The sequence below is a fragment of the Achromobacter sp. Marseille-Q4962 genome (assembly GCF_943737005.1).
GTDB lineage: Bacteria > Pseudomonadota > Gammaproteobacteria > Burkholderiales > Burkholderiaceae_B > Achromobacter.
Genome location: NZ_CALSFU010000018.1, coordinates 38925 through 62310 on the forward strand (window position 1 = coordinate 38925; position 23386 = coordinate 62310).

Here is a 23386-nt window from a genome sequence, read left to right on the forward strand (position 1 = left end):
GGCGGCCTGAATGTCGACGCGCACCTGGTCATGGATACACAAGTGGAGCAGCCTGGTCTGCACGGTATTCATGCTGCTGCTGTGCCTGACCGGGCTGCCGCTGATTTTTCATGAGGAAATCGAGCACCTTTCGGGCGTGGTCGAGGCGCCGCCCATGCCGGCGGGCACGCCCAACGCCAGCCTGGACCGGATTGCGCAAGCCGCGCTGGAGCGCCGCCCGGGCGAGGTCATCCGCTACATGTTCTGGGAGCAGGACGAGCATCCTGACATCACGTACGTGTCGATGGCCAGCGCCATCGACGCGCCGCCCGAAGAGAACCACGCCGTCATCGTGGACTCACGTACCGCCAAAGTGCTCGACGAGCCCGCCACCAATGAAGGCTTCATGTACGTCATGCTCAAGTTGCACACGGACATGTTCGCCGGGCTGCCCGGCATGCTGTTCCTGGGTGCGATGGGCTTGCTGATGGTGGCGGCCATCGTGTCGGGCGTGGTGCTGTACTACCCGTTCATGCGCCGCCTGAAGTTCGGCGCGCTGCGCACCCGGCGCAGCGCGCGCGTCAAATGGCTGGACTGGCACAACCTGCTGGGCATCGTTACCGTCGTGTGGCTGCTGGTGGTCGGCGTGACGGGCAGCATCAATACCCTGAACCGCATCGTGCTGAGCCTGTGGCAGATGGACCAGATGGCCGAGATGACGGCCCCGTACCGGGGCTTGCCGCCCGTGACGCAACCCGCGCATCTGGAGGCGTCCCTTCGCGCCGCGCGCGCCGCGGTGCCGGACATGACGGTCAGCCTGGTGGCGTATCCGGGCACGATGTTCTCCAGTCCGCATCACTACACGTTTTTCCTGAAAGGCAGCACGCCCGTCACCTCGCGTTTGCTCAAGCCGGCGCTGGTGGATGCCGCCACCGGCAAGCTGACCGACTCGCGCGACATGCCCTGGTACGTGAAAACGCTGTTCCTGTCTCAACCGCTGCATTTCGGCGATTACGGCGGCCTGCCGCTGAAGCTGCTGTGGGCCGTGCTGGACATCTTCGCCATCGTCGTGCTGGGCAGCGGGCTGTACCTGTGGCTGCGCAAGCCGAAGGCGGTCGCGGCATCGGGCGTGCAAACCGATGGCGCGCCCGATCGCGCGGACGCGCCGCGCCCCGGCCGCGCAAAGGAGGCCGCGCAATGAACAAGCACGAAGCCCGGCACGTGCGCACCGACCACCTGCAGTCGGCGGGCGAAGTGTTTCGGATTCCTGTCTGGCTGGGCGTGGCCTCCGGCGTGGGCCTGGTGTCGGCGCTGCTGGGCGACGGGGTCTGGGACGCGCTGTCCTGGCTGACGATTCTTGCGCCAGTCGCGGCGGTGGCGTGGGCCTGGCGCCGGCGGGCCAGGTAGGCGGTTTGCGTTCACGGAAAAGCCGGACGTGCTGACGCCCGGCACGGCAGACGGAGGTCGGCGTCGGTGCTTCAACGTCAAATCCCGCCGCCTCGAAGTTCGCCTTGCCACTGCGGACACGTTCGCCAGTCGCCGGCCCGCTACCGAAACGCCTCCCCATACAGATCCAGGAACAGGCCGATGCTCCCCGCCGCCTCGTCCATCGCTTTCAGCAGTTGCGCCATGTCCTGCGCCGGGTCCACGTAGAACCAATCGAGGGAGAACCTGAGCGTCGTTCCCCATTGCTTGCGGCCGCCGGCGACAGGCGGCAGGGCGATGGCCCTGAGCTGGACGTTTTCGCCGGCGCGGGCCCGGTCGCGGGTCCACCAGGCCAGGAACTCCAGGCCGTCGAGGCCGGCTTCGTTGCGGCTGATTTCAAAATGAATGGACAGCAGTGTTTCGTCGGGCCGTCCGCCGCCGGACCGGCGCAGCGCAGCCGTGGGCAGGTCAGCATAGTCTCCGGGAAGCGACAGATCGGAAAGCGCCAAGTCGGGCAGATACAGCCTTTTTATTTCGACGGACGAAATGCCCGGGACTGCTTCGAACGCTTCAATGAGATGCCGGACTTCGGCAGGGAGGTCGGGGGCAGCGGGTGCGGAGGTCATTGGCAAGGGCCCTGTCGAAAAGTGGAGACGATCCGCGCGACGACACGAAGCCGTCGCCGGGGATGCGGAGTATTGGCTGTTTTACCTCAGGCCGCTGCTCCGAAGGCGGGCGGACGCTTCCGGCCCGGCGCCGAAGCAGCCTTCGATGTGGAGAAACCGCAGGGCGCTTTCCGTGGCTGTGCAGCTTTTGTCGACGCGGGTGTAGTACTCGGCGTCGGGCAGGGCGCGGCCATCGCCGTCTCGCAGAAACAGCGCTTCGACGTTCCGGAGACGTTGGCCACGGGGAACGATGCCCCGGGGAAATGGCGGCGGCGGATCCCGGCCGCAACGACAATTCGTCGCCGAGGCGGGCGGCTCCGTTGTAGGATTCCGTTCTGGGCGGGAAGCCGCCAGGGGGGCGACGGCATTAATGTCGGCGTGCGCCGGCATGTGGCCCGTATGACGTCGCCGCGCCCGCGCCTGAAGCCCATATCGGAAAACCGATCAACGAGACACAGCCCGCGCCGCGCCGGCCCCAAGAGGATGAAACACGGCGCGGGCGGACGTTGCGGGAGAACCCGTCCATGACAGTGCAGAGGGTGGCGATCGTCATACACGAAGGCGTGCAAGCGCTGGATGTGGCCGGGCCGGTGGATGCGCTGCACGAGGCCAATGCGCATCTGTCCTCGGGCGAACGCTACGAGACGGCGCTCGTGGCTGTGCGCCGCGCGCCGGTTCGGGCGTCCAATGGCATGCAACTGGTGGCCGACCTGGATTACGCGCAGGCCGCTGGCGCGTTCGACATCCTGCTGGTCGCGGGTGGTCCGGCCATGCCCGATGCATCTCCCGATCCGGCCTTGACGGCCTGGCTGCGCAAGGCGACGGAGAGGGCGGGCGTCTATGGGTCGGTCTGCACCGGCGCTTTTGCGCTGGGGCATGCGGGCCTGCTCGATGGGCGGCGCGTCACGACGCACTGGCAGGAAGCCCGCAAGCTGTCCGGGATGTTTCCGCAGGCCGAGGTCGAGCCGGACGCGATTTATGTCCGCGACGGGCGCCTGGTTACGTCCGCCGGCATTACCGCGGGCATCGATCTGGCGCTGGCGCTGATCGGGGAAAGCCACGGGCAAGGCGTCGCACTGGCCGTGGCCAAGCGGCTGGTGATGGTCGCGCAGCGCCAGGGCGGACAGTCTCAGTTCAGTCCGTATCTGGCGGCGTCTTGCGAGCCGGGTTCGCCCGTGGCGCGCGTCCAGGCGCTGGTCATGGCGAACATCGGCCAGCGGCACACGCTGCAATCGCTGGCGGCGCAAGCGGGCATGAGCCCTCGTAATCTGGCGCGGTATTTCATGCAGCAGGCCGGAATCACGCCTCACGAGTTTGTGCTGCGAGCGCGCATCGACGCCGCGCGCAGGATGCTGGAGGCGAGCGAACGGCCGTTGAAGTCGGTCGCATTCAGTTGCGGTTTCGGGTCGGTGGATAGAATGCGGGTGGTCTTCAGCGAGCGCCTGGGCGTGACGCCCGCGCAATATCGCGCCAGTTTCCATCGGCAGGCCTGTTCTGCGGCGAGCGGGGCGATGGCGTAGCGGTGCACGGGCGGCGCTACAGGCCGAGCGCTGTCGCGACGCCGGCGGCACAGGCCGGGTCGGCCTTGGCGCAGTTTTCGATGTGACGCCGCTTCACCTACTCGCGCGCGCCGCCCATCGCGTGCGCCGTGTTCCTGAAGTTCACGCCCAGGCGATAGCGCTGCGCATCGCCCTATGAGAAAAGCCTCGCCTGCAGCATCTTGTCCGGCGAGAAGCCGATGCCCGGCACCACGTCCGCGGGCGAGAAGGCGGCCTGCTCGACTTCCGCGAAGTAATTGTCGGGATAGCGGTTCAGTTCCATGACGCCCACCTCGATGAGCGGATACTCGCGCTTGGGCCAGACCTTGGTCAGGTCGAACGGGTTGTGCCGGTGGCGGCGCGCCTGTTCCTGCGTCATCACCGGGATGTGCGGCGTACAGCGCGGGAAGTCGCCGCGTTCGATGGCCTGCAGCAGGTCGCGGCCGTGGCTTTCGTAGTCGCCGGCCATGATTGCGCCGGCTTCCTGGCCGGTCAGGTTTTCGATGCCCTGCCGGGAGCGGAAATGGAACTTGACCCAGATGCGTTCGTTGGCGGCGTTGATCATCGAGAAAGTGTGGCTTCCGAAGCCATGCAGGTGGAGGAAGGTTCTGGGAATCCCCCGGTCTGACATCACGATGGTGATCTGGTGCGGCGCCTGGGGCAGCAGCGACCAGAAGTCCCAGTTGCTGTCGGCCGAACGGAGTCCCGTGCGCGGGTCGCGCTTGACCACGTGGTTCAGGTCCGGGAAGCGGAAGGGATCGCCGAAGAAGAACACGGGCGTGTTGTTGCCCACGATGTCCCAGTTTCCTTCCTCGGTGTGGAACTTCACGGCGAAGCCGCGGATGTCGCGTTCGGCGCCGGCCGCGCCTCAGCCCCTGGCGTGCATGCGGCGTTCAGGGATGACTGCGCGGTCGAAATGGGCCAGTTTCTCGATGAGCCAGATGTCCTGCAGCAGCACCGGCCCGCGCGCGCCCACGGTCATCGTATTGAGATTGTCGGCGACCGGCGCGCCGGTCGCGTGCGTGAGGGATTGCGGCGCGGCGGCGCCGGAAAATGGCTTGTCGGTCACGGAAATGTCGCCGGAACGCGGACCCGTGGCTAACCCGGTCAGTTCGCCCACGGCGAGCTCAGGATGATCGAGCAGAAGTCCATCCGCTGGTAGTCAGGATCCTTGAGCGCCAGCACGTCGGCCTTGACGTTGCCGAAGGTGGTCTGCGGCTTCTTTCTGATGCCCTCGGCGAAGTGATCGATGATGTTCTCCTTGAAGTTGTGTTCGCGCGGATGGTGCGTGCACACGTGGTCGCGCTGTTGCGGCGTGAAGTCGTGATAGGCGATGCCGAGCACGTCCATCTCGACGCCGGCAGTCACGAGTGCGATGGTCGGCCGCATGTGTTCCGGAATGCCAGGCGTGGTATGCAGGGCGATGGCGGTCCATACATCTTCGATGTCGCGTTCGGAGACGCCATGGCTTTGCATGAATTCGCGAGCGGCATTGGCGCCGTCGACTTCGAAACGCAGGTCTGGGCTGGCGTAGCGCGCGGTCAGGCCCATGTCGTGGAACATGGCGCCGAGGTAGAGCAGTTCGGGGTCGTACTGGAGCTCGCGGCGTTCTCCCGTCAGCGCGCCCCAGAGAAACACGCGGCGGCTGTGGTTGTACAGCACGTCGTCTTCGGTGTCGCGCACCAGCTCGGTGGCGGCGCGCGCAATGGCGCTGTCCGGAATCCGGATGCCGGCAATAGTCTCTGCCATGGGAAGATCCTCCTGGTGGGTATGCCCGGAACGCCGGGCGGCGGCGGTCCAAGAAATTTCAGCATCGGCGCCTCGGCCGTTCAACGACGGCGTGGCATCGAATCCGGACAACCAGGCGCTGTTTCGCGCCACTGCCGGCGCGGGCGCGATGGCGGTGCGACAAAATCACTTCCCTGGCGGCGCCGCCGCCTTCTTCTCCGACGACGCCATGAAGCACTCCACCGAGGAACTGTCCTGGGACGACCTGCGCATCATCAAGGCAATCGGCGAGCACGGCGGCCTTATGAGCGCGGCGCTGGCGCTGGACCTGAATCATTCGACGCTGTCACGGCGGCTGTCGGCGCTGGAGGGCGCGCTCGGCGTCGCGCTCTTCGAGCGCCGCCGCACGGGCTACCTGCCCACCAATGCCGGCGCGGAGCTGCTGGCGCTGGGCGGCCGCATGGAAAAAGACATTTTGAGCGTGCTGCGCCGGGTCGCGGGACAATCGCAGGAGCTCAAGGGAGAGCTGCGCCTCACTACCAGCGACGCACTGCTGCAGGATTTTCTGACGCCCGTCATCGCCAGCTTCCGGGCCGCGCATCCGGGCATCCAGATCGACGTGATCGTCGGCAACCGGGCCCTGAACCTGGCCCGCGGCGATTCGGACATCGCCTTGCGCGCCGCGCTGGCGGTGCCGGACAATCTGTGCGGCCGCCGGATGGCCACTGTCGCCTGGGCGGTATACGGCCCGCGCGGCGGCCGCCTGGGCCGGGATTTGCTGCCGCAGACGCTTCACGAACGGCCATGGGTGTCGTACGGCAAAAGCTTGTCCGGCCTGAAGGCGCACCGCTATGTCCGCGAGCGCGTGCCGTCGCAGAACGTCAGTTACCGCAGCGACTCGATCTACGGCGTCGCCGCAGCCATCCGCAACGGCCTGGGCATCGGCCTGCTTCCCTGCATGCACGGCGATCTGGACGCCCGTCTGGTCCGAGTCGGCCCGGTGGAGAGGGAGGTCTACGACGAACTCTGGCTGCTGACTCACCCCGACATCCGCAAATCGCCGCGCGTCAAGGCATTCATGGCGCATTGCGGCCGGGCCATCGAGGCGCAGCGCGACATCATCGAAGGCAGGGCCCCGCGCGGCGGAGCTTCTTCGTAGCGTGGCAGCGGGCCGGCGCCCGGATCGGCATTTTTGCAAAGAAGGTTTGGCGTCGCCGCACACAAGTCTGGCGGGGCGGCTCCTACAATTTTCCGCACCACACAACCGCAGGCCAGCTCGGCAAACCAGCTTTTCGGGCAGCCTGATCCACCGAGGAGATTCCGATGCGCATCAACGCGACCGCCAAGCCTGCAAAAAGCTTATTGAGCCCGAACGATCACGCGCTGATTCTGATCGACCATCAGGCGGAAATGGCGTTCAACACCAAGTCCATCGATGTCACTAACCTCCGCGCCAATACCGCGATCCTGGCGAACGCGGCCAAGGGCTTCAAAGTGCCGACCATCGTCACCACGATTTCCAAGGACACGTTTGCCGGTCCTTTGTTTGACGAAATTACCGACGTCTTTCCCGACGCGGAAGTTACCGACCGTACGACGTCAAACGCCTGGGAAGATGAGCATTTCATCGCGCGCGTCAACGCGGTGGGCAGGAACCGGCTGGTCATGGCGGGCCTGTGGACCTCGGTCTGCTGCAATGGTCCGGTCATCTCGGCGCTGGAACAAGGCTTCGAAGTCTATGTCGTGACCGACGCTTGCGGCGATTGCACTCCTGAAGCGCACGAGCGTGCCGTCCAGCGCATGCTCCAGGCGGGCGCGAAACCCATTACCTCGCTGACGTATCTGCTGGAACTGCAGCGCGACTGGGCGCGCGTGGAAACCTACGACCTGACCGTCGGCATCTCGCGCAGATTCGGCGGCGCCTTTGGCGTCGGCATCCAGTATGCGCAGACGATGCTGCCGAAGCACTAGTAGCGCTGAGACAGACGCCGGCAGGATGTGCGACGCTGTCGAAGGGGGCGTTCGCGTGAAGATGCGGGGGGACGGCAATGTGTCCGGCGTCGGCCACAGCAGCGCATGGCCGCGGGCGGGCGCCGTCCTCGTGGCGATGCGCGGCAGCGGGTCGCCCAGTGCGGCATCGACGCAACGAAGCCGCGCCGTCAGCCTACCCTCCGCTTCTCTCCCTCCGCCGCGTCGCCACCCAGCAGAGAATCGAGCCTCCGCAGACCATGGCCGCTCCCTGCCAGAACCCGAGGGACAGCGGGGTGTTGAGAAGAAAGGCGGCGAGGGCGGCGGAGAAGACGGGGATGAAGTAGGAGGCGCCGGCGAGGACGGTGACATTGCCGTGCAGGATGCCGACGTTCCAGGCGGCATAGCCGAAGCCCATGGCGCCGGCGGCCATGACGAGGTGGGCGGCGGAGCGGTAGGTGAAGTCCATGTCGCCGCCGCCCGTCGCGAAGTATTTGATCCACAGCACCAGCGACACCATGCCGAAGAACAGGGTGACGCCGTTCTTGCCGTTGGCGATCCGGGCGGTGACGGTGCAGTAGGCGGCCCAGATGAGGGCGCCGGCCAGGGCGAGGCCGTAGCTGAGGGGGTTGTCCTGGACGTTGGCGAGCATGCCGGCCGGATCCAGGCCCTGGTCGCCGCCGAGCACCCAGCAGATGCCGAGCATGGAGAGGATGAAGCCGGGGATGATCAGCAGGCCGGATTTCTGCTTGTTGAAGAGGATGGCGCAGACGATGGTGAGGGAGGGCCACAGGTAGTTCACCATGCCGACCTCGATGGCCTGCCGGCCGGTGTGGGCATAGCCGATGGACAGGGCGAGGCACAGCTCATATGCCACGAAGAGCAGCGAGCCCCATATGAGGTAGCGGCGCGGAAACTCGCGGACGCGGGGAAATCCGACCGTCAGCAGCAGGAAAACCGAGGCGACGGTATAGATCAGGGCGGCGCCGCCGGTCGCGCCGAAGCTCTCGCTCACGCTGCGTATCAGGCCGACGATCGCGCTCCAGAGCAGGACGGCGACCAGTCCGACCAGCGTGGCATTCCTGCTGCGCATTCCCGGTTTCGGCCGGCCCATTTCAGCCCGCCTTGGCCGGCGTATGGGATCGGGCCGGCAGCCACTTCCAGAACACCGCGGCCGCCACCAGCCCCAGCAGTCCCACTCCGAAAGATCCCATGCCGAGCGACGCCAGCGCGGTCAGGCCGGACAGCAGGACCGGCCCGCCGCTGGTGCCGAGGTCGGACATCAGGCGCCAGATGCCCAGGAACTGCGTGCGGGCGCCGGGCGGCGAGGCGTCGGCGCCCAGGGTCATGACGATGCCGGAGCCGATGCCGTTGCCGAAGCCGAGGAACAGGGACACGAGGATGAAGCTGAGGGCGCCGCCGGTGAGGGGAATGGTCATGAGGCTCAGGCCCATGAGCAGGGTGCAGGGCAGCGCGACCCACAGGCGGCCGCGTTGGTCCATGACCTTGCCGGCGGGGTAGAAGACGGACATGTCCACGGCGGCGACCAGGCCGTAGATGAGGGAGGTGGTGGCCGGCTCGAGGCCGAGATGGTCGGCCCAGAGGGGAATGACGACCTGGCGCGAGGCGCGCAGCGCGCTGATGAGCATGACGCCGACGCCCAGGGTGAGATAAACGCGCCAGTGGCTGCGCGCGACCTGGCCGATGCTGGTCCGGGCGGCGGCCTGGCTGTGGACGGCGCGGGGCTCGATGTCGGGGGCGGTGAAGGCGATCAGGCCGGCGCCCAGCATGGCGGCCAGGGCGACCCAGTAGGCGCCGTCCAGGCCGATGAAGTGAATGAGGGCCGCGCCGGCGAAAGGGCCGATGAAGGTGCCGATGCGGGTGGTGCCGCCCAGCGTGGAGAGCGCGCGGGCGCGGTATTGCAGCGGCACGATCTCGATCATGTAGCTCTGCCGCGCCAATTGGAACACCGACTGGGCGACCCCCTGCATGAGCATGGCGATCGCCAGCACCCAGAGGCTGGGCAGGGTGATTACCATCAGGAGCCCGACGACGCTCAGCAGGGCCGCGCCGGTCATGGCGTACTTCTCGCCGTAGCGTTCGGTGAGCAGGGCCGAGGGAATGTTGCTGAACAGCGAGCCGATGCCGATGAGGGCGGCGATGAGGCTGGCGGTGGCGACGGAGGCGCCCAGGTCGCGGGCGGTGAGGGCGATGACGGGGAGGATGGCGCCGTTGCTGAGCCCGTAGAAGAGAGAGGGGCCGAAAGCGGGAACGGCGATTTTCTTCAGGTCGAAGGAATCTTCTTGTTGCGACATTTCACTGACGATGCCCAGGGCGCCTGGCGCCTGCGGAAGGCGCGGCCAGTCCGCGGCGCCCGGGGCCGGAGGGTTGAGGCGTCTGGGGAGTTTATACCGGGGCGAGGGCGGGCTCACCCCAGCCCGGAGGCGTCCTGCGTGATCACCACGTCCGGCCGCAGCCGGAGAAAGACCCGGTCGCGTTCGGAGAGAATGATTTCCAGCGTTTCCACGGCGCCGTCGCGCCGGTAGCGGATGTCGCGCACGGAGAGGGCGACGAGGTGGTAGAGGTCGCGGTCCTGGTGGCGGATGGTGAGCGAGACGTCGCCGTGCGCGGGCAGCAGGCCGAAGCTGATGTGGTGGTCGCCTACCCGGGTCTGGTAGGTGTGGCTGCCGTAGTACCACGGCACCTCGGGCTCTTCGCTCTGGGGCTCGGCCTCGAAGAAGGTGAGCAGTTCGAGGGGCTCGATGCTGACGCCGTTCATGGCCGGGCTTCCGGCGCCGGCGGCGGGGCGCATGGGCGGTCGGGCGAGGCGGCGCGCCGCAAGAGGAAAGTCACGGGATGGCCTGTTGTTCGGGGTGGCGACGCGGCCCATCTTGCCACGGGCGGGCGCGCCGCCTTGTAAAAAAAGCAACCAGGTCTGTCCGCGCCGGGCCGCCGGCCGTCTTGCGCCGTTGCCGCGTTGCCGGCGGCTGATACCATCCGGACTCGGTCCGCATCGAAGAGTGTTCCATGTCTTTGTCTGCCCGCCGCCCCGCAAGCCCGCGCTGCCCGGCGTGGTGCTGGATTATCTGGCGGACCTGCCGCCGGCGCGGCAGACGGAGAGCGCGTCGGCCGGGGTGACGGAGGCGTTGGGCAAGGCGTATCCCTGCGGCAGATAGCGGGGCCCGGACATCTGAAAGCGGCAAGGAGGCTGCAATGATCGATCACCTCGACCATCTGGTGCTCACCACGGCAAACGAGCAGGCGTGCGTGGACTTCTACGTGGGCTTGCTGGGCATGAAGCTGGAAACCTTCGGGCAGGGGCGCAAGGCGTTCAAGTTCGGCCAGCAGAAGATCAACCTGCACGTGAAGGGCAGCGAGTTCGAGCCCAAGGCGCATCTGCCCGTGCCGGGCGCGCTGGACCTGTGTTTCATCGCGTCCGAGCCGCTGGACCAGGTCATCGAGACGCTGAAGGCGCGCGGCGCGCAGATCGTGGAAGGGCCGGTGCTGCGCACGGGCGCCAACTACCCGATCCGCTCCATCTACCTGCGCGACCCCGATCTGAATCTGATCGAGATCTCCGAGCGGGCATAGGCGTCAGCCTGCCGGGCCGCGCGTCAGTCTTCGCCGAAGCAATGCAGCGCCACGTCGCGGAAGCGCTGCGCGGCGGCGCTCGACGGCTCCGCCAGCAGCAGCGCGAGGCCGATCTCCGCCGCGGGCGAAATGTCGGCAATGACGCGGTAGGCGACGCGCGGGCTGGGGTTGTACTGCATGACGGCGGGTACGAGCGCCACGCCCAGCCCGCTTTCCACCAGCGACAGCAGGGTTTGCACCTGAGTGGCTTCCTGTGTGATGCGGGGCAGGAAGCCGGCGCGCTGGCAGGCCAGCATGGCCATGGCGTGCAAGCCGGCGGCTTCTTCGCGCGTGTAGAACACGAAGGATTCGCTGGCCAGTTCTTCGATGCGCAGGTCGGGCTTGCGCGCCAGCGGATTGCCGGGCGGCAGGGCGGCCACGAAGTTCTCGGCGAGCAGGGGCGCGAGCTGCGCGCGCGAAGGCGTGAGGAGCGGCGTGCGCACCAGGCCCACGTCGAAGTCGGCGCTGTCCACGCGCTCGGCGATGCGCACCGAGGTGCTTTCTTTCAGCACCAGTTCGACGCCAGGGTACTCCGCCCGGAACAGCCGCACGATGCGCTGCAGTACGCCATTGGTGGTGGACCCCACGAAGCCTACGCGCAGCGCGCCGCCGGTGCCGGCCGACGCGGCGCGGGCGGCCGCCGCCATCTGCGCATTGTGAAAGAGCAGGCGGCGCGCTTCGGCCAGGGCCGCGTGCCCGCTGGGCGTGAGCGACACGCCGCCCGAGCCGCCACGTTCGAAGAGGCGTGCGCCGAGTTCCGCTTCCAGCTTCTGGATGGCCACGGTGAGCGGCGGCTGCGTCATGTGCAGGCGGTCGGCCGCCCGGCGGAAGTTCAGGGTTTCGGCCAGCACCACGAACTGGCGCACGCGCCGCAGGTCCAGCATGGGATCGGGCGCGGTGTCGCCGCCGGCGGCGGCCTCGATGCGCTTGCGCGGATCAGCCATGGGCGGGGCGCGGGTTGTCGAAGCGCGGTTCGCGCTTTTCGAGGAAGGCCGACACGGCTTCGGCGTGTTCGGGGGTCTTGTGAGCCAGGGCCTGGTAGGCGGCGGACAGTTCGAGCAAGGTGTCCAGTCGGGTGTGCTGGGCTTCGCGCATGAGCTTCTTGGTCATGCGCATGGCCTGCGGCGGATGCGCGGCGATGCGTTCGGCCAGCGCGTGGGCGGTGTCCAGCAGCTCGCCGTGCGGCACCACGCGCGACACCAGGCCCCATTCGAGGGCGCGCTGCGCGTCGATGATGTCGGCGGTGAAGGTGAGTTCCGCTGCGCGCGCCATGCCGATCAGGCGCGGCAGCAGCCACGCGCCGCCGTCGCCGGGAATGATGCCCAGCTTGATGAAGCTCTCGGCGAACCTGGCTTTTTCGGAGGCGATGCGCAGGTCGCACATGCAGGCCAGGTCCAGTCCCGCCCCGATGGCCGGGCCGTTGACCGCCGCGATCACGGGCACTTCCAGGTTGAACAGGGCCAGCGGCAGGCGCTGGATGCCGGTGCGGTAGTCGTTGCGAATGCGCATGGGTTCCACCGCGGGGTCGGACTGCTCGCGCATGGCGCGGATGTCGCCGCCGGCGGAGAAGGCGGGGTCGGCGCCGGTGAGGATGACGGCGCGCACGCCGGGGTCGGCCTCGATGCGCGCCACGGCGGCGACGAATTCGTCCACCGCGGTGTTGCCCGTGAGCGGATTGCGCTTCTCCGGCTGGTTCATGGTCAGCGTGACCACGTGGCCGCGCTGCGTGTAGGAAAGAAAATCGCTCATGGGCCGGGCCTCCTGGGGGATGGTGAAGCTATCGTTTCGATGAGTCTGATATTTGCGTTGCGCCGGCCCGTTTTCCGCAGCGGCCGGAAATTCGTCGGAAAAGTGTATGCGGCAAGGCTTTTGATATGCAACGAATATCAAATTATCAATAAATAATATTGGACGCGGAAAGAACCCTGCTCCTAAGCTGGACGGCAGAAAAACATGAGGAGACAGGGCAGATGAAGACGGCGCTTGGGCATATCAGGGTGCTGGACCTGACGCGCATCCTGGCGGGCCCCTGGGCAACCCAGAACCTGGCGGACATGGGCGCCGAGGTCATCAAGGTGGAGCGTCCCCGCGTGGGCGACGACACGCGCGCCTGGGGGCCGCCCTTCCTGAAGGACGGTGAAGGCCGCGAGACGGCCGACTCCTCGTACTTCCTGGCGGCCAACCGGGGCAAGAAGTCCATCACCGTGGACCTCGCCCATCCCGAGGGGCAGGCGCTGATCCGCGAGCTGGCGGCGCAGGCCGACGTGGTGGTGGAGAACTACAAGGTGGGCACGCTGGCGCGCTACGGGCTGGACTATGAAAGCCTGAAGGCAGTGAACCCCCGACTGGTGTATTGCTCCATTACCGGCTTCGGGCAGGACGGGCCCTACGCCGCGCTGCCGGGCTATGACTTCGTGTTCCAGGGCATGGGCGGGTTGATGAGCATCACGGGCCAGCCGGAAGGCTCGCCGGGCGACGAGCCCATGAAGGTGGGCATTGCCATCAGCGACCTGCTCACCGGCATGTACGCCACCACCGCCATCCTGGCCGCGCTGGAGCACCGTCATGTGAGCGGGCAGGGCCAGTACATCGACATGTCGCTGCTCGACTGCGTGGTGAGCATCAGCTCGTACCAGGCCATCAACCATTTCCTGTCGGACAAGATCCCGCGCCGCATGGGCAACGCGCACTCGAACATGGTGCCTTACCAGGTGTTCCGCTGCAAAGAAGGCGACGTGATCGTGGCGGTGGGCAACGACGGCCAGTTCCGCGCGTTCTGCCGGCTGATCGGGCGCGAAGACCTGGCCGCCGACGAGCGCTACGCCACGCCCGGCCAGCGCAACCGCAATCGCGACACGCTCATTCCCGAGATCGCGCAGGCCATGCTGGCGCGCACCATGCAGGAGTGGGTGGAGCTCATGGAGGCGGCCAACGTGCCTTGCGGGCCCATCTACAACATGAAGCAGGTGTTCGAGGATCCGCAGGTGCGGCACCGCGGCATGCGGCTGTCGCTGCCGCACGGCGCGGGCGTGGAGGCGCCGGCCGTCGCCAGCCCGATACGCATGTCCGGCACCCCGATCCGGTACGGCCGCTCCGCGCCGCTATTGGGAGAGCACACCGAAGGCGTGCTGGCCGAGCGGCTCGGCCTTCCGCCCGGGCGCATTGCCGAGCTGCGCGCGGCGGGCGCCATCTGAAGCGCCGGCGCGCTGCGGCGCGCCGGGCGGTCCATTCCTCTCGACATAAAAAACACAGGAGACAAACCCATGCCGCGTCGTTCCTTTTTCCGCAGCGCCCTGGCGCTGGCCCTGGCGGCCTGCTGCGCCGGCGGCCTGGCGCAGGCCAAGCCCTCGTCCATCCGCTACGTGGTTCCGTATCCCGCCGGGGGCGCGGCCGACCAGATCACGCGTCTGGTGGCCAACGACGCCTCGGCCGTCCTGGGCGTTCCCATCGTGGTCGAGAACAAGGGCGGCGCGGCCGGCATGATCGCGGCCGAGACGGTGCTGCAGGCCGCGCCCGACGGCGCCACGTTCTACGTCGGCGCCAACGCGCCCATCGTCATCAACCAGGCCATCTATTCCCGGATGTCCTACGACCCCGCCAAGGATTTCATTCCCGTGGCGGGCATGGGCAAGGCGCCGCTGCTGCTGGTCACGCGCAAGGACCTGGGCGCCCGGGACGTGCAGGCGTTGATCGCGCAGGGCAGCAAGGAAGACGGCAGGCTCACCATGGGCTCGGCCAGCAGCGGCAACATCACGCATCTGGCGGGCGAATACGCGGTCAGCAAGATGGGCTTCAAGGTGACGCATGTGCCGTTCGCGGGCAGCGCCCCGGCCATCGTCAGCATGATGGGCGGCAACATCGACATCATGTTCGACGCCCTGCCTTCGTGCATGCAGCAGGCCAGGGCCGGCCGCATCGTGCCGCTGGCCATTCTGGACGACCAGCGCTTCCCGCAACTGCCCGACGTGCCTACCGCCAGGGAACTGGGTTACCCGGGGCTCGAGGCGGCCGCCTGGTTCGGCGTGATGGCGCGCGCGGGCACGCCGCAGCCCGTCATCGACGAAATGAACCGGGCCATCAACGAGGCGCTGAAAAAGCCCGAGCTGGTGGAGAAGCTGCGGCGCATCGGCGCGCAGCCCATGCCGGGGTCGCAACAGCAATTCGCCCAGTTCATCGATGCCGAGCGCAAGCAGTGGATGCCGCTGGCCAGATCGCTGGGCGTGAAGGCGGACTGAGCGCCATGGAAAAGAAAAGCTTCGATTCGATCGCGGCCCTGAAAGGCTTCGTGGGCCAGCCCGCCGTCACGGGCCAGCCCATCGTCGTGGACCAGGACGCCATCGACACCTTCGCGGCGGTGACGCACGACCGGCAGTGGATCCACGTCGATCCGGCGCGGGCGGCGGCCGAATCGCCTTTCGGCGCCACCATCGCGCACGGCCTGCTCACGCTGTCGCTCATTACCGGGTGGTATCACCGCCTGTTCGAGTTTCCGGGCCGAAAGCTGGCGCTGAACTACGGCTTCGACAGGGTGCGCTTTCCCGCGCCGGTGCCCAGCGGCTCGGCGCTGGTGGGCAGCTTCAGGCTGGCGCGGGTGGACGAACTGCGCGAGAACGAGGCGCGCTGCCTGTGGGAAGTGGACGTGCGCGTGCAGGGCGCGGAACGGCCGGCCATGGTGGCCGAGTGGCTGATGCAGATCCGTTATTAGACGCCCGCCCGGGCTGCCTTCCGGAGCGTGATGAAACGCCGATTTACCAGGAACCGTTATGTCCGTACTCGAACTTTCCCGCGTGGGCGCCTGCGCCGTGCTCACGCTGAACCGGCCCGAGGCGCGCAATGCCTTGAGCCTGGAGCTGCGCAGCGCGCTGGCCGAAACCCTGCCCAGGGTGCGGGACGATGACGCCATCCGCGCGGTGGTCCTCACCGGCGCCGGCGGGCATTTCTGCGCCGGTGGCGATCTGCGCGCCATGGCGGCGGGGCAGGGCAAGACCGATGTCTTCGAGGGCCGCAGCCGCATCATCGGCATGCAGCGCTGGTTCGACGAGCTGGTGGACCTTGAAAAGCCCGTCATCGCCGCGGTGGACGGCGTGGCCTACGGCGCGGGCCTGTCGCTGGCCCTGGCTGCCGACTTCGTGCTGGCCTCGCCGCGCGCCACGTTCTGCGCCGTGTTCGCGCGCATCGGCTACGTGCCCGACCTGGGCGGCATGTACCTGCTGCCGCGCGCCGTGGGCCTGGCGCGCGCCAAGGCGCTGGCGTTCTCGGCGCGGGTGGTGAGCGCGCAGGAGGCGCTGGCGCTGGGCATCGCGCACCAGGTCGAGCAAGACAGGCCGGTGCTGGACGCGGCGCTGGCGTTCGCCGCGCGCTTCGAGCACGCGCCCGCGGGGGCGCTGGGCATCATGAAGTCGGTGATGAACCGCGCCTTCGAGTCCGACCGGCACACCGTCTACATGCAGGAAGCCATGGCGCAATCGCTGTGCCGCGAAAGCCCGTTTCACCAGGAGGCCGCGCGCCGTTTCATGGAAAAGCAGCCTCCTTTGTATCAATGGCCGCAGGAGCAGAAATGACCGAACGACCGCATCCGGAGGCCGCGCCGCGGCCGCAGCAGGAATACTTCGCCCATCTGGCAGAGGGACGCTTCATGATCCAGCGGTCCCGCTCCAGCGGCGAATATGTGTTTTTTCCGCGCGTGGCCGCGCCGCGCACCGGCGCGCTGGACCTGGAGTGGGTGCCGGCCTCGGGCCGGGGCACGGTGTATGCCACCACGGTGATGCGCGTGCGTCCGCCCGCGCCGTCCTACAACGTGTGCCTCGTCGAACTGGAGGAAGGGCCGCGCATGATGAGCCGCGTCGAGGGCATGGACCCCGCCGAGGTGCGGGTGGGCATGGCCGTGCGCGCCCGCATTTCGCGCGACGAGGACGGCCAGCCGCTGGTGGTGTTCGATCCCGCCGCAAAGGAGCCGAAATGAGCCAGGAGCGTTTCCCGCGCGGCAAGACCGCGATCGTTTCGTCGGCCACCTACGGCATCGGCGAGGCGCCGGGCCTGACTTCGCTGGACCTCGCCGTGCGCGCCAGCGTGCAGGCGCTGTCCGCCGTGGGGCTGGCGCCCGCCGACGTGGACGGCCTTTTTATCGGCCTGCCCGACGACTATCTGTCGGGCCTGAGCTTCACCGAATACCTGGGCATTTCGCCGCGTCTCACCGACAACAACCGCACCGGCGGTTCGTCGTTCCAGACGCACGCCATCCACGCCGCGCTGGCGCTGGACGCGGGGCTGTGCGACGTGGCGCTTATCGCCTACGGCAGCAACCAGCGCAGCGGCGCGGGCAAGCTGGTGAGCTCGATGCGGCCCTCGCCCTACGAAGGGCCGTACCGGCTCGCCCGGCCGGTCGGCGGATACGCGCTGGCGGCTTCGCGCTACGCGGCGCGGTACGGCCTGAAGAAAGAGCAGCTCGGCGCCGTGGCGATCGCGGCGCGGCAATGGGCGCAGAAGAATCCCGACGCCTTCATGCGCGAGCCGCTTTCCATGGAGGAGTACCTGGCCTCGCGCATGGTGTGCGACCCGTTCTCGGTGCGCGACTGCTGCCTGGTGACGGACGGCGCGGCCGCCGTGGTGATGGTGCGCGCCGACCGGGCGCGGGACCTGGCCGCGCGGCCGGCCTACCTGCTGGGCGGCGCGGCCGCGGCCTGGCACAAGGACATCACCAACATGCCCGACCTGACCGTCACGGCCGCCTCGCTGAGCGGCCCGCGCGCCATGGCCCTGGCCGGCGTCGCCCCGCGCGACATCGATGTGGTGGAGCTGTACGACGCCTTCACGCTGAACACCATTCTGTTTCTGGAAGACCTGGGCTTCTGCGCCAAGGGCGAGGGGGCGGCCTTCGTGGAAGGCGGCCGCATTGCGCCGGGCGGCGAGCTGCCGGTCAATACCAACGGCGGCGGCCTGTCCTGCGTGCATCCGGGCATGTACGGCCTTTTCACCATGGTGGAGGCGGCCCAGCAGCTGGCGGGCAGCGCGGGCGAGCGCCAGGTGCCGGGGGCGAAGCTGGCGCTGGCGCACGGCAACGGCGGCGAACTGTCCAGCCAGGCCACCCTGGTGCTGGGCGTCGAAGACACGATCTGAATATCAACGGAGCAGAACCCGATGCAGAACAACCTACTTTCGCTGGAGAACCGGCAAGTCATCGTGACGGGCGCGGGCCAGGGCATCGGCCGCGCGCTGGCCACGGCCATCGCGGACCTGGGCGGCCGCGTGGTGGCTGTGGATCTCAATGCCGACGCGCTGGCGGCGCTGCGCGAGTCGCTGGGCGCGGAGCGCTGCGTGACGGTGGCGGGCAACGTGGCCGACCCGGAGCTGGCCCGGCAGGCGGTGGACGCCGGCGTGGCGGCGTTCGGCGGCGTTAACGCGCTGGTCAACAACGCCGGCGTCACGCGCACGGCCATGATCGACAAGATGTCGGCGGCCGACTGGCAGCAGGTCATCGACGTGCACCTGACGGGATCCTTCTTCTTTCTGCAGGCGCTGGGCCGGCACCTGCTGGCGCGCGCCAAGGCCGGCGGCGACGGCGCGGGCTCCATCGTGAACATCTCTTCCGACGCGGGCCGGCGCGGCACCATCGGGCAGATCAACTACGGCGCGGCCAAGGCCGGCGTGCTGGGCCTGACCATGTGTGCGGCGCGCGAATGGGCCCGGTACGGCATCCGCGTCAACACCGTGGGCTTCGGCGTGGTGGAAACGCCCATGACCGAAACCATACGCGGCGAAAAGTTCCGCGACACCTATCTCAGCCAGATTCCGCTGGGCCGCTGGGGCGAGGCCGACGAGGTGGCGCGGCCCGTGTGTTTCCTGCTGTCTGACGCCGCTTCCTACGTGACGGGCCAGCACCTGTCGGTCAACGGCGGCTACACCATCGGACTGTAAGCGTGACTACCCTCATCGATCGTTTCGAATTGGCCGCGCTGCCCGAGGCGGCGCAAGCCTTCCGCCGCGAGGTCCGGGCGTTTCTCCAGGCCGAGATGCCGGCGCTGCCGGCCGACCGCCGCGCGCGTTCCTGGATGGGTTTCGACGCGGACTTCAGCCGCAAGCTGGCCGCGCGCGGCTGGGTGGGCGTGACCCTGCCGCGCGCATACGGCGGCGCGGAAATGGATGCGTTCTCGCGCTTCGTGCTCATCGAAGAGCTGCTGTGCGCGGGGGCGCCGGTATCGGCCCACTGGATCGCCGACCGGCAGAGCGGGCCCTTGATCCGCAAGTTCGGCAGCGAGGCGCAGCGCCGCTTCTACCTGCCGCGCATCTGCCGCGGCGAGGCGTTTTTCTGCATCGGCATGAGCGAGCCGAACTCGGGGTCCGACCTGGCCAGCGTGGGTACCCGCGCCACGCGCCGCGAGGGCGGCGGATGGACGCTCTCGGGCCGCAAGATCTGGACCACCAATGCCCAGCACTGCCATTACATGATCGCGCTGGTGCGTACCTCGGGAACGCCGCAGGACCGCAACCAGGGGCTGTCGCAGTTCATCGTGGACCTGTCCCTGCCGGGCGTGACGGTGCGCCCCATTGCCGACCTGGCGGGCGACGCGCATTTCTCGGAAGTGTTCTTCGACGACGTGCCGCTTGCCGACGACGCGCTTGTCGGCAACGAAGGCAGCGGCTGGGAGCAGGTGACGGCCGAGCTGGCGTTCGAGCGCAGCGGACCCGAGCGCATCTATTCCAGCATCGTGCTGCTGGACGCCTGGATACGCTGGCTGCGCGGGCGCGGCGATGCCGTCCAGGCGCCGGTGGCCGGCCGTTTCGCCACGCATCTGGCGGCCCTGCGCAGCCTGTCGCTGTCGGTGACGTCGCGGCTGGCCGCGGGCGAGAGCCCGGTGGTGGAGGCCGCGCTGGTAAAGGATCTGGGCACGACCTTCGAGCAGGAAATCCCGGCGGTGATCGAAGCCGCGCTCGGCGCGGACCCGTCGGCGGAAATAGACACCGAACTGTTGCGCACCTGCGCCTATGTGAACCAGGTATGTCCCACTTATTCGCTGCGCGGCGGCACGCGCGAGATCCTGCGCGGCATGATCGCCCGCGGCCTGGGCCTGCGTTGAACCGCGTGGAGCTTGAACCCCATGTATAGCGAAGCTTTTGAAGACCTGCTGAAAGGCCATTGCGAACCTTCCGTGGTGCGCGCCATCGATGCGGGCGGCAGCCACGCGGCGCTCTGGGACGCCATCGGGCAGTCCGGGTTCCTGGAGCTGCTGGCGCCCGAGGACGCCGGCGGCGCCGGCGCCAGCCTGGCCGACGCGCTGCCGCTTTTCATGGCGCTGGGCGCCCATGCCGTGCCGCTGCCGGTTGGCCAGGCGATGGCCTTGCGCGCCTTGCTGCCGGCCGGCATGTCCCCGCCGGCCGGACTGCCCACGTTCGCGCCCGGCGCGGCGGAAGGGGCCGGCGGCGGACTCGCGGCGCGGCGCGTGCCCTACGGGATGCTGGCCGCCGCGGTGCTGGCCGAAATCGATGGCGCGCTCTGGCTGCTCGACGCGGCCGACGCCCGGCGCGCCGGTTGCGGCCTGCACGGCGAATCCACCGCCGACCTTTCCTGGGAAGGCGACGCCTGGCGGCGCAAGGGCGTGCGGCTCGAAGAAAATGCCGATGGCCGCCTGGCGGCCTGGGGGGCGGCGCTGCACGCGGCTTTGCTCTCGGGCGCCATGACGCGCTGTTTCGAGCTGACGCTGCAATATGGCAACGACCGCAGCCAGTTCGGCCGCTCCATCGGCAAGTTCCAGGCCATCCAGCACCAGCTGGCCGTCATGGCCGAGCACGTCGCCGCCGCGCGCATCGCCACCGCCGCCGCGTTTCCCGCGCAGGCCACGCAGCCCGCGCTTCTGCCGTCGGCCGTCGCCAAGGCCCGCGCCAGCGAAGCGGCGGCGCTGGCCGCCTCCATCGCGCACGCGGTGCACGGCGCCATCGGCATTACCGAGGAATACGACCTGCAGCTCCATACGCGCCGTCTGCATGCCTGGCGGCTCGCGCACGGCTCCGAAGCGCACTGGAACGGCGTGGTGGGCAAGGCGCTGATGCAGGGCGGGGCGGGCGCGGCCGAGTTCGTGCGCGCGCTGCATCCCTGACGCCCTCCGGACGGCCGCCCCATTTCTTCCGACGAGTTCAACGCCATGTTCGACAAGACATACGAATCCGCCGACGAAGCGGTCAGCGTGATTGAGAGCGGCGCCACCATACTGGTTAGCGGCTTCGGGGACATCGGTCTTCCGTTCGAGCTTCTGCACGCCCTGGCGCGCACGCGCGTCAGGGACCTGACCATTGTCTCGAACAACGCCGGAACCGGCGAGCTGGGGCTGTCGCGCCTGTTCAAGAACCGCCAGGTGTCGCGCCTGATCGCCTCGTTTCCCTCGCAGCCGGATTCGCACCACTATTTCGCCGCCCACGAGGCCGGGGCCGTCGAGGTGGAGCTGGTGCCGCAGGGCACGCTGGCCGAACGCATCCGCGCGGGCGGCGCCGGCCTGGCCGGATTCTTCACGCCGACCGGCTACGGAACCGAACTGGCCGAAGGCAAGGAGTGCCGCATCATCGACGGCAGGGGATACGTGTTCGAGCGGCCGCTGAGGGGCGACTTCGCCCTCATCAAGGCGGATCTCGCCGACCCCTACGGCAATCTCAGGTATCGGCTCGCCAGCCGGAACTTCAATCCCATCATGGCCATGGCGGCGCGCACCACGATCGCCGAGGTCAAGAAGAAGGTTCCGGTGGGCGGCATCGGCCCCGACGACATTCATACTCCCGGCGTGTACGTGGACAGGATGGTGGAGGTGGGAAATGACTAAAGGATGGTCGGAAGACGAAATCGCTGCCCGCGTGGCGGCGGATCTGCCGGAGCACGCGGTCGTCAATCTGGGAATCGGCCTGCCCGTGCGGGTCGCCGGCCACATCCCGGCGGGAAAGACCGTCTTCTTCCATTCCGAGAACGGAATCATCGGGCTCGGACCCGCGCCGCAGCCCGGACGCGAAGACCCGGACGTCGTCAATGCCGCCAAGAAGCAGGCCACCCTCATTCCGGGCGCGTCCATTGTCCATCATGCGGATTCGTTTGCGCTGATCCGGGGCGGAAGGCTGGACTACTCCATCCTGGGCGCCCTGCAGGTGTCGGCGTCCGGGGACATCGCCAACTGGAAAGTGCCGGGCCAGAAAGGCGGCGGGGGCGTGGGCGGTGCGATGGATCTTGCCGTGGGCGCCAGGAACGTGCTGGTCATGATGCGCCACCAGGACAAGGCGGGAGCGCCCAAGCTCGTCCAGGCTTGCGCTTTTCCGCTGACGGCGGTGCGCACCGTGACGCGCGTCTATACGGAATTGGGAATCTTCGAATGCGCCGGCGATGCGTTCGTCGTGCGCGAGATGGCGCCGGGCGTGAGCCAGGATGAATTGCTCGGGAAAACGGAGGCGGTCTTGCGGTTCGCGTAGCGGCGATCCGGCCGTGCTGCGGACAACGAGTCTTACAAGGGAGGAGGCGTCATGATGATCCGAATGCTGTTGCTGGCTTTGTGCGTGTTTTCGTCGGCGGCGTCCGCCGCGCCGTTTCCCAGCAGGCCCATCAACCTGATCGTGCCGTATCCGCCCGGCGGCGCGGTGGACCCCATCGCGCGCCTGTACGCCGAGAAGATCACCCAGCACTGGGGCGTGCCCGTCATCGTGCTGAACCGCCCGGGGGCGGGAACCACGATCGGGCTCAACCAGGCGGCGAAGGCCGAGCCTGACGGCTATACGGTCGTGCTGGCCACGGCAAGCATCACCAGCAACGCGCCGTTGTACAAATCCCTGCCCTACGATACGCGCAAGGACTTCACTTACCTGAGCATGGCGGGAATGATCCCGCTGGCCATCGCCGCCAATCCCCGCACGCCGGTGAACACGCTGGACGAGCTTATCGCCCAGCTCAAGAAGAAGCCTGGCTCGCTGACCTATTCGTCGTCGGGCAACGGCACCATCATCCATCTCGGCGGCGAGCTGCTCAAGTCGCTGGCGGGCGTCGACATGGTGCACGTGCCCTACAAAGGCAGCGGCCCGTCGGTGATGGCGGGCGTGGCCGGCGAAGTCGACCTGACCTTCGACTCGGTGTTCCTGATGAACCCGCAGGTGGAAACCGGAAAACTCAAGTACATCGCCGTGGCGAGCGAAAAGCGGCTGAAATCGCTGCCCCAGGTGCCCGCCGTCAGCGAAAAGTATCCCGGGTACTTCGTCACGTCGTGGGTGGGCTTCATGGGGCCGGCCGGCATGCCGCAGGACGTGGCCCGGGCCTGGGCGGACGAAGTGGCGCGCGTGGCGGCGCTGCCCGACGTGCGCGACAGGCTGGCCGCCCTGGGCGTCGAATCCGTCTCCAGCACACCCCGGGAGTTCTCCACCTTCGTCGATAGCGAAATCGCCAAATGGGAGAAGGTGATCGAGGAGGCGGGCATTCCGCAAGTGCAGTAAGGCAGC

25 protein-coding genes and 1 pseudogene are annotated in these 23386 nt (G+C 68.1%); 18 read left to right on the forward strand and 8 right to left on the reverse strand.

The window, feature by feature from the left end:
* The first annotated feature begins 10 nt into the window (after nucleotides 1-10).
* Together NGJ44_RS16660 and NGJ44_RS16665 are read left to right on the forward strand one after the other, a co-directional pair.
* Complete coding sequence (locus NGJ44_RS16660; protein ID WP_053243894.1) at nucleotides 11-1180, forward strand: PepSY-associated TM helix domain-containing protein; 1170 nt, start codon at nucleotides 11-13, stop codon at nucleotides 1178-1180.
* Nucleotides 1177-1386, forward strand: coding sequence for a hypothetical protein (locus tag NGJ44_RS16665; RefSeq protein ID WP_053243893.1), 210 nt, complete (start codon nucleotides 1177-1179; stop codon nucleotides 1384-1386). The genes NGJ44_RS16660 and NGJ44_RS16665 overlap by 4 nt, the downstream gene beginning before the upstream one ends.
* A gap of 140 nt (nucleotides 1387-1526) precedes the next feature.
* Here the strand turns inward: NGJ44_RS16665 and NGJ44_RS16670 are convergent, their stop codons facing one another.
* A complete protein-coding gene (locus NGJ44_RS16670) occupies nucleotides 1527-2030 on the reverse strand; it encodes a hypothetical protein (protein WP_152967948.1) in 504 nt (167 codons plus the stop codon).
* Nucleotides 2031-2599: 569 nt separating this feature from the next.
* On the opposite strand from NGJ44_RS16670, the gene NGJ44_RS16675 reads away from it, so the two are divergent.
* Nucleotides 2600-3589, forward strand: coding sequence for a GlxA family transcriptional regulator (locus tag NGJ44_RS16675; protein WP_251864656.1), 990 nt, complete (start codon nucleotides 2600-2602; stop codon nucleotides 3587-3589).
* Nucleotides 3590-3764: 175 nt separating this feature from the next.
* Here NGJ44_RS16675 and NGJ44_RS16680 read toward each other — a convergent pair.
* Together NGJ44_RS16680 and NGJ44_RS16685 are read right to left on the reverse strand one after the other, a co-directional pair.
* Nucleotides 3765-4676, reverse strand: a pseudogene (locus tag NGJ44_RS16680) (catalase); the annotation flags it as partial.
* 38 nt (nucleotides 4677-4714) lie between these two features.
* Nucleotides 4715-5356, reverse strand: a complete 642-nt coding sequence (locus NGJ44_RS16685; protein WP_053243890.1) for an HD domain-containing protein — start codon at nucleotides 5354-5356, stop codon at nucleotides 4715-4717.
* On the opposite strand from NGJ44_RS16685, the gene NGJ44_RS16690 reads away from it, so the two are divergent.
* Both NGJ44_RS16690 and NGJ44_RS16695 read left to right on the forward strand, forming a co-directional pair.
* Nucleotides 5313-6494 (forward strand): LysR family transcriptional regulator, encoded by a 1182-nt coding sequence (locus NGJ44_RS16690; protein WP_251864631.1) that lies wholly within the window; start codon nucleotides 5313-5315, stop codon nucleotides 6492-6494. The two genes, NGJ44_RS16685 and NGJ44_RS16690, sit on opposite strands and share 44 nt — an antisense overlap.
* Before the next feature lie 164 nt (nucleotides 6495-6658).
* Nucleotides 6659-7306: a hydrolase gene (locus NGJ44_RS16695; RefSeq protein ID WP_251864632.1), complete on the forward strand. Its 648-nt coding sequence runs from the start codon at nucleotides 6659-6661 to the stop codon at nucleotides 7304-7306.
* Between the two features lie 193 nt (nucleotides 7307-7499).
* Here NGJ44_RS16695 and yddG read toward each other — a convergent pair whose 3' ends face one another.
* The 3 genes from yddG to NGJ44_RS16710 form a co-directional block, all read right to left on the reverse strand.
* Nucleotides 7500-8396, reverse strand: a complete 897-nt coding sequence (yddG, locus tag NGJ44_RS16700) for an aromatic amino acid DMT transporter YddG (protein WP_053243888.1) — start codon at nucleotides 8394-8396, stop codon at nucleotides 7500-7502.
* Between the two features lie 22 nt (nucleotides 8397-8418).
* Nucleotides 8419-9618 carry an MFS transporter gene (locus NGJ44_RS16705; protein WP_053243887.1) on the reverse strand — a complete coding sequence of 400 codons (1200 nt, stop codon included), beginning with the start codon at nucleotides 9616-9618 and terminating at the stop codon, nucleotides 8419-8421.
* Between the two features lie 113 nt (nucleotides 9619-9731).
* Nucleotides 9732-10082, reverse strand: a complete 351-nt coding sequence (locus tag NGJ44_RS16710) for a hypothetical protein (RefSeq protein WP_053243886.1) — start codon at nucleotides 10080-10082, stop codon at nucleotides 9732-9734.
* A gap of 434 nt (nucleotides 10083-10516) precedes the next feature.
* On the opposite strand from NGJ44_RS16710, the gene NGJ44_RS16715 reads away from it, so the two are divergent.
* Nucleotides 10517-10894: a VOC family protein gene (locus tag NGJ44_RS16715; protein ID WP_053243885.1), complete on the forward strand. Its 378-nt coding sequence runs from the start codon at nucleotides 10517-10519 to the stop codon at nucleotides 10892-10894.
* Nucleotides 10895-10917: 23 nt separating this feature from the next.
* On the opposite strand, the gene NGJ44_RS16720 is transcribed toward NGJ44_RS16715, so the two are convergent.
* Both NGJ44_RS16720 and NGJ44_RS16725 read right to left on the reverse strand, forming a co-directional pair.
* Nucleotides 10918-11817 carry a LysR family transcriptional regulator gene (locus NGJ44_RS16720; protein ID WP_251864657.1) on the reverse strand — a complete coding sequence of 300 codons (900 nt, stop codon included), beginning with the start codon at nucleotides 11815-11817 and terminating at the stop codon, nucleotides 10918-10920.
* Between the two features lie 52 nt (nucleotides 11818-11869).
* Nucleotides 11870-12682: a crotonase/enoyl-CoA hydratase family protein gene (locus NGJ44_RS16725; RefSeq protein WP_053243883.1), complete on the reverse strand. Its 813-nt coding sequence runs from the start codon at nucleotides 12680-12682 to the stop codon at nucleotides 11870-11872.
* Nucleotides 12683-12903: 221 nt separating this feature from the next.
* Here NGJ44_RS16725 and NGJ44_RS16730 point away from each other — a divergent pair, with 221 nt between their 5' ends.
* The 12 genes from NGJ44_RS16730 (at nucleotide 12904) to NGJ44_RS16785 (ending at nucleotide 23380) form a co-directional block, all read left to right on the forward strand.
* A complete protein-coding gene (locus tag NGJ44_RS16730) occupies nucleotides 12904-14127 on the forward strand; it encodes a CaiB/BaiF CoA transferase family protein (protein ID WP_053243882.1) in 1224 nt (407 codons plus the stop codon).
* Nucleotides 14128-14196: 69 nt separating this feature from the next.
* On the forward strand, nucleotides 14197-15168 hold the full coding sequence (locus tag NGJ44_RS16735; RefSeq protein WP_053243881.1) for a Bug family tripartite tricarboxylate transporter substrate binding protein: 972 nt from the start codon (nucleotides 14197-14199) through the stop codon (nucleotides 15166-15168).
* Between the two features lie 5 nt (nucleotides 15169-15173).
* Nucleotides 15174-15638, forward strand: coding sequence for a MaoC family dehydratase (locus tag NGJ44_RS16740; protein WP_053243880.1), 465 nt, complete (start codon nucleotides 15174-15176; stop codon nucleotides 15636-15638).
* A 58-nt stretch (nucleotides 15639-15696) separates the two neighbouring features.
* Complete coding sequence (locus NGJ44_RS16745) at nucleotides 15697-16494, forward strand: enoyl-CoA hydratase/isomerase family protein (protein ID WP_053243879.1); 798 nt, start codon at nucleotides 15697-15699, stop codon at nucleotides 16492-16494.
* The gene (locus tag NGJ44_RS16750) at nucleotides 16491-16895 is read left to right on the forward strand and encodes a Zn-ribbon domain-containing OB-fold protein (protein WP_053243878.1); all 405 of its coding nucleotides are present in this window, start codon (nucleotides 16491-16493) and stop codon (nucleotides 16893-16895) included. Before NGJ44_RS16745 ends, NGJ44_RS16750 begins: the two co-directional genes overlap by 4 nt.
* The gene (locus NGJ44_RS16755; RefSeq protein WP_251864633.1) at nucleotides 16892-18049 is read left to right on the forward strand and encodes a thiolase family protein; all 1158 of its coding nucleotides are present in this window, start codon (nucleotides 16892-16894) and stop codon (nucleotides 18047-18049) included. The genes NGJ44_RS16750 and NGJ44_RS16755 overlap by 4 nt, the downstream gene beginning before the upstream one ends.
* Nucleotides 18050-18070: 21 nt before the next feature.
* Complete coding sequence (locus NGJ44_RS16760) at nucleotides 18071-18847, forward strand: SDR family NAD(P)-dependent oxidoreductase (protein ID WP_053243877.1); 777 nt, start codon at nucleotides 18071-18073, stop codon at nucleotides 18845-18847.
* Nucleotides 18848-18849: 2 nt separating this feature from the next.
* A complete protein-coding gene (locus tag NGJ44_RS16765; protein ID WP_251864634.1) occupies nucleotides 18850-20007 on the forward strand; it encodes an acyl-CoA dehydrogenase family protein in 1158 nt (385 codons plus the stop codon).
* Between the two features lie 21 nt (nucleotides 20008-20028).
* On the forward strand, nucleotides 20029-21024 hold the full coding sequence (locus NGJ44_RS16770) for an acyl-CoA dehydrogenase family protein (RefSeq protein ID WP_251864635.1): 996 nt from the start codon (nucleotides 20029-20031) through the stop codon (nucleotides 21022-21024).
* A 45-nt stretch (nucleotides 21025-21069) separates the two neighbouring features.
* A complete protein-coding gene (locus tag NGJ44_RS16775; protein WP_053243841.1) occupies nucleotides 21070-21738 on the forward strand; it encodes a 3-oxoacid CoA-transferase subunit A in 669 nt (222 codons plus the stop codon).
* On the forward strand, nucleotides 21731-22372 hold the full coding sequence (locus tag NGJ44_RS16780; protein WP_053243840.1) for a 3-oxoacid CoA-transferase subunit B: 642 nt from the start codon (nucleotides 21731-21733) through the stop codon (nucleotides 22370-22372). Before NGJ44_RS16775 ends, NGJ44_RS16780 begins: the two co-directional genes overlap by 8 nt.
* A gap of 51 nt (nucleotides 22373-22423) precedes the next feature.
* Nucleotides 22424-23380: a tripartite tricarboxylate transporter substrate binding protein gene (locus tag NGJ44_RS16785; protein ID WP_053243839.1), complete on the forward strand. Its 957-nt coding sequence runs from the start codon at nucleotides 22424-22426 to the stop codon at nucleotides 23378-23380.
* Nucleotides 23381-23386: the final 6 nt, after the last annotated feature.

What these genes read in the sequence shown, in the direction of transcription:
- NGJ44_RS16660 (WP_053243894.1), top strand. Translation starts at nt 11, where the DNA reads ATGTCGACGCGCACCTGGTCATGGATACACAAGTGGAGCAGCCTGGTC.
- NGJ44_RS16665 (WP_053243893.1), top strand. Translation starts at nt 1,177, where the DNA reads ATGAACAAGCACGAAGCCCGGCACGTGCGCACCGACCACCTGCAGTCG.
- NGJ44_RS16670 (WP_152967948.1), bottom strand. Translation starts at nt 2,030, where the DNA reads ATGACCTCCGCACCCGCTGCCCCCGACCTCCCTGCCGAAGTCCGGCAT.
- NGJ44_RS16690 (WP_251864631.1), top strand. Translation starts at nt 5,313, where the DNA reads ATGGCGCTGTCCGGAATCCGGATGCCGGCAATAGTCTCTGCCATGGGA.
- NGJ44_RS16685 (WP_053243890.1), bottom strand. Translation starts at nt 5,356, where the DNA reads ATGGCAGAGACTATTGCCGGCATCCGGATTCCGGACAGCGCCATTGCG.
- NGJ44_RS16695 (WP_251864632.1), top strand. Translation starts at nt 6,659, where the DNA reads ATGCGCATCAACGCGACCGCCAAGCCTGCAAAAAGCTTATTGAGCCCG.
- yddG (WP_053243888.1), bottom strand. Translation starts at nt 8,396, where the DNA reads ATGCGCAGCAGGAATGCCACGCTGGTCGGACTGGTCGCCGTCCTGCTC.
- NGJ44_RS16705 (WP_053243887.1), bottom strand. Translation starts at nt 9,618, where the DNA reads ATGTCGCAACAAGAAGATTCCTTCGACCTGAAGAAAATCGCCGTTCCC.
- NGJ44_RS16710 (WP_053243886.1), bottom strand. Translation starts at nt 10,082, where the DNA reads ATGAACGGCGTCAGCATCGAGCCCCTCGAACTGCTCACCTTCTTCGAG.
- NGJ44_RS16715 (WP_053243885.1), top strand. Translation starts at nt 10,517, where the DNA reads ATGATCGATCACCTCGACCATCTGGTGCTCACCACGGCAAACGAGCAG.
- NGJ44_RS16720 (WP_251864657.1), bottom strand. Translation starts at nt 11,817, where the DNA reads ATGCTGGACCTGCGGCGCGTGCGCCAGTTCGTGGTGCTGGCCGAAACC.
- NGJ44_RS16725 (WP_053243883.1), bottom strand. Translation starts at nt 12,682, where the DNA reads ATGAGCGATTTTCTTTCCTACACGCAGCGCGGCCACGTGGTCACGCTG.
- NGJ44_RS16730 (WP_053243882.1), top strand. Translation starts at nt 12,904, where the DNA reads ATGAAGACGGCGCTTGGGCATATCAGGGTGCTGGACCTGACGCGCATC.
- NGJ44_RS16735 (WP_053243881.1), top strand. Translation starts at nt 14,197, where the DNA reads ATGCCGCGTCGTTCCTTTTTCCGCAGCGCCCTGGCGCTGGCCCTGGCG.
- NGJ44_RS16740 (WP_053243880.1), top strand. Translation starts at nt 15,174, where the DNA reads ATGGAAAAGAAAAGCTTCGATTCGATCGCGGCCCTGAAAGGCTTCGTG.
- NGJ44_RS16745 (WP_053243879.1), top strand. Translation starts at nt 15,697, where the DNA reads ATGTCCGTACTCGAACTTTCCCGCGTGGGCGCCTGCGCCGTGCTCACG.
- NGJ44_RS16750 (WP_053243878.1), top strand. Translation starts at nt 16,491, where the DNA reads ATGACCGAACGACCGCATCCGGAGGCCGCGCCGCGGCCGCAGCAGGAA.
- NGJ44_RS16755 (WP_251864633.1), top strand. Translation starts at nt 16,892, where the DNA reads ATGAGCCAGGAGCGTTTCCCGCGCGGCAAGACCGCGATCGTTTCGTCG.
- NGJ44_RS16760 (WP_053243877.1), top strand. Translation starts at nt 18,071, where the DNA reads ATGCAGAACAACCTACTTTCGCTGGAGAACCGGCAAGTCATCGTGACG.
- NGJ44_RS16770 (WP_251864635.1), top strand. Translation starts at nt 20,029, where the DNA reads ATGTATAGCGAAGCTTTTGAAGACCTGCTGAAAGGCCATTGCGAACCT.
- NGJ44_RS16775 (WP_053243841.1), top strand. Translation starts at nt 21,070, where the DNA reads ATGTTCGACAAGACATACGAATCCGCCGACGAAGCGGTCAGCGTGATT.
- NGJ44_RS16780 (WP_053243840.1), top strand. Translation starts at nt 21,731, where the DNA reads ATGACTAAAGGATGGTCGGAAGACGAAATCGCTGCCCGCGTGGCGGCG.
- NGJ44_RS16785 (WP_053243839.1), top strand. Translation starts at nt 22,424, where the DNA reads ATGATGATCCGAATGCTGTTGCTGGCTTTGTGCGTGTTTTCGTCGGCG.